Source organism: Bacteroidota bacterium, assembly GCA_018831055.1.
Taxonomy (GTDB): domain Bacteria; phylum Bacteroidota; class Bacteroidia; order Bacteroidales; family B18-G4; genus M55B132.
Map to the genome: position 1 here is coordinate 1 of JAHJRE010000157.1, position 3,322 is coordinate 3,322.

Here is a 3,322-nt window from a genome sequence, read left to right on the forward strand (position 1 = left end):
AAATAAGAAAAGCAGCCTTTCGGTTTATTCCGCGGGCTGCTTATTTTTTTATCAATCTTGCTGAAACTTTTCCTTTGGAGGTAATAATATTTAGGATGTATATACCCGGGCTCAGATAAGGTACATATATTTCACAGCTTTTATTATCCTGTCTTTGCTCATTCAAATAATATATCAGCCTTTTTCCTGAAAGATCATACAGCAAAACATCGATGATCATACCATCAAGTAATTCAACCTTAAAACTCTCTGTAAATGGGGAAGGATAGATCCTGCATCCTGTTTCTTCCTGAAGAGTAAAAATCCCTATCCCATGCTGATTTTCATAACATCCCATATCAATGCTGTCACCAACAACCCTTGGATTCCCTGCCAGGTCAAAGGGTGGGATTATAATAGCCAGGCTATCCAGCAAACCTTTGTCAATGCAAGGTGAATTATTTGTAAGATTAAAATTTCCGGCACCGATAAACAAAGGATCAGAATCCAGCATTTCGTCCCCATATTCAAGATTAAACACTCCTCTGCCCCCAATCGAAGCTTCGCCGTCAATAAGGGTTCCATGGTGCAACCTTAGTCTTGCGGGAAATGACAAAGCATCCAGGAATATTCTCTTTTCCGGGGGAAAGAGATCATCCCAGACGACACTATTAAAAACATCTGCTCCTGCAGCCCAAAGATAGAAGGCAGAACCCTGTGCTGCCATGTTATCGGAAAATGTTGTATTGATGATAAGAGAATACTCTTTACCCAGGAAGAGTCCTCCTCCACCCAAGGTAGCACTATCACCTGCCAGATTATACACCACCAATGAATTCAGTATTCGTAGAGGTGATTCAGAGTATAATCCACCTCCATTATTATCTGTATGATTATCTAAAAATACACAATTGGTGAAAACCGGGATATTGTCATAATTCGTAATAAAAACACCGCCACCGTAGGCAAGGTATTGTTCCTGGATACAATTATTTCCTTCAAAGGAGCAATAAGAGAATGAAGCCAAGCTGTTTTCCAGCAGAGCCACTCCCCCACCACTACCATGAGCTGTATTCCAGCTAAAACTAGTGTTAGAAAAAACACCATCTGATCCCTCATGCAATACAGCGCCACCACCACCAGCCATGCTAATGTTATGGTTTATGGAAGAGCCGGTTAATAAAACATCGGAAGCGAGAAGGTACAAACCTGCTCCTGTCAGGGAGTTGTTGTATATCACATGAATATTATCCAAAATGACATTGGAGTTATGGCAAAATATTCCACCTCCTTTGTTTCCCGCCGTATTTTGGTCAATTCTCAAGTTTTTCAAATTAACCGGTGAATTCCGCAAATATATTCCTGCTCCTGATTCAGCCCTGTTATAGCATAAGCGGCTGTTGCTTATGATCATCCTCGCCGAATTTTCCGCGTAAAGAGCCCCTCCTTGTCCTTGCAAAGCAGCGTTACCGGCATATTGAACCTTTGCGAACCTAATTTCTGAGCTGTCGGTACCGGCATTTATCTGGTTATAAATACCCAATCCATTCCATCCCAGAGTGGTATCTGTGGCGGTTAAAAAAACAGAATCGTTTAGGACGCCGATAATCTTCAATACGCCATATACATCCATTCCATTATCAGAACCGAATCGGACTTCCGTTCCTGGCAAAATGTATAGGAAGGAATCGGAATGTACGGTAACATCGCCCTGTACCAGGTAGGGAGAGCCTGATTTATCCCATGTACCACTAACAAATCCACCAGGAATAATGGTTTGTGTCAGGGTTGACAGTCCTGACATCATAAGGGAAAGGAAAAGAATAAATCGTACAGTCATTTGAAGATAAAAGTAACAAAAAAAGGCGCCCCGTTTTGAGGCGCCTGATTGCTTATTTTGATTTATCCGGGAAATCCGGTATTGCTTGTTCGTTTTTGTAATCAAAGTTTTTGATCTCTTCCAGGATTACCTCGATTGCTTTATTCAATTGCTGGTCTTCACCGGCATATTCTTTGGCCGGATCATTATCAACAATAATATCCGGGTCAACGCCATGTCCTTCAATAGCCCATTTTCCTTCGAGGTCAAACGTTGAGAACTCGGGTTTCTGCAGAGAACCACCGTCGATAAAGGGTAAGGAACCGCGAATACCGACTACACCTCCCCATGATCTTACACCGATTACTTTCCCCAATCCCAGTGTTTTGAACTGATAGGGAAATAGATCTCCGTCAGAAGCAGAGAAATTGTCGATAAGGAGAACCTTAGGACCTACCATCATTTCCCTTGGCATGGTATAAGTACTGGTATTTCTGGCCATACGGAGCAAAACTAATTCGCGCTGCAATCTCTCAATAATCATAGGGGATACATTTCCTCCGCCATTGCCACGATCATCGATGATCAGGGCCTTTTTCCCCAATTGGGGGTAGAAATACTTCACAAATTCGTTTAATCCGTCGGGGCCCATATCCGGGATGTGAATATAGCCCACCTGACCGTCAGTAGCTTCATTCACCTTACGTATGTTTTCCTGGACCCAATTGTAGTAATACAGGTCAGCTTCATCGTCAACGGGTTTGATCATAACTTTACGACTACCATCAACCGAAGGTTTGCTATTTACGGTAAGTTCCACTGTTTTACCAGGTTTATCCAGCATCAGACTGTATATATCATCAATTCCTGCAAGGTCTTTTCCATTGATGGCAATGATATAATCACCTTCTGATATATCAACTCCTATCTCTGTCAACGGAGACCTCTTGGTACGTGTCCAGTTCTCACCTTTCAGTATCCTATCGATACGATAGTATCCATTATCATCGCGGCTTAATTCTGCACCAAATAGTCCTGTTTTAATCCTTTTAGGCGCAGGTTTATCACCTCCGCTAACGTAGGCATGGCCCACACTAAGTTCTCCAATCATTTCGCCAATGAGGTAATTCAGATCATTCCTGTTATTAACATAGGGCAGCAATACCGCATATTTTTCATATACCGCATTCCAGTCAACACCATGCATATTCGGATCATAGAAGAAATCACGCATTTGTCGCCATGACTCCCTGAAGATCTGATTCCATTCCGCTTTCAGATCAACCATAACCTTCATCCCCGAGAGGTCAACATATTCATCAATTTTAATCTTGGATTTAGGAAGGTCAATCACCGCATATTTGCCTCCTTTGGATAGCATCATTTTTTTACGGTCGGCTGATACGATGTAATTGTTGTAGTCACCGAGGTTTGTTTCTTCCTTTTTCCCCAGATCGTATAAGCAAAGAGCAGGTTGCTGTTCACTCTCAGTATTTTTTACGTAATAAACAGTTTCCTTTAAAG

Annotated in this window: 2 protein-coding genes; both read right to left on the minus strand. The window is 42.0% G+C overall.

Translation table 11 applies throughout. The features are described from left to right. Positions 1-40: 40 nt before the first annotated feature. A complete protein-coding gene (locus KKA81_10325; protein ID MBU2651320.1) occupies positions 41-1,819 on the minus strand; it encodes a T9SS type A sorting domain-containing protein in 1,779 nt (592 codons plus the stop codon). Between the two features lie 52 nt (positions 1,820-1,871). Further along, positions 1,872-3,322 (minus strand): PDZ domain-containing protein (locus KKA81_10330; protein ID MBU2651321.1); only part of this gene is annotated, 1,451 nt, incomplete at its 5' end.

Coding starts and splice junctions, on each gene's coding strand:
- KKA81_10325 (MBU2651320.1), bottom strand. CDS start 1,819: ATGACTGTACGATTTATTCTTTTCCTTTCCCTTATGATGTCAGGACTG.